The organism is Streptomyces megasporus, assembly GCF_000718985.1.
Taxonomy (GTDB): Bacteria; Actinomycetota; Actinomycetes; order Streptomycetales; family Streptomycetaceae; genus Streptomyces; species Streptomyces megasporus.
The window spans coordinates 1-311 of record NZ_JODL01000169.1 but is presented as its reverse complement, the minus strand read 5'-3'; the positions used below and the strand labels follow the sequence as shown (position 1 = coordinate 311).

The following is a 311-nucleotide window of genomic DNA, read 5'->3' as shown; positions in this document are numbered from 1 at the left end:
GCTCCTCCCCATCGCGTCGGGCGGGCTGCTGATCATCTTCGCCGCGTGGTGGATCTACTTCGTGGTGCCCATCCACGGCCATCTGCGGTCCAACCGGCAGGCGTTCCTGTGGGGCTACGGCCACTACCTGGTCTTCGCCTCGGCGGCCGCGATCGGGGCCGGACTGGAAGTGGCGGTAGAGCAGACGGTCGGCAAGGCGCACATCTCCACGCTGGCGGCGGCGGCCGCCGTGACCCTGCCGACGGCCCTGTATCTGCTGACCGTGTGGGCCCTGCACTCGCGTCACTTCAAGGCGGGCATCACCCAGCAGC

At 69.5% G+C, this 311-nt stretch carries 1 protein-coding gene; it reads left to right on the top strand.

Going from position 1 to position 311, the window contains the following annotated elements; all coding sequences use genetic code 11:
* Positions 1 to 311 (top strand): low temperature requirement protein A (locus IF47_RS0127200; RefSeq protein ID WP_031511739.1); only part of this gene is annotated, 311 nt, incomplete at both ends.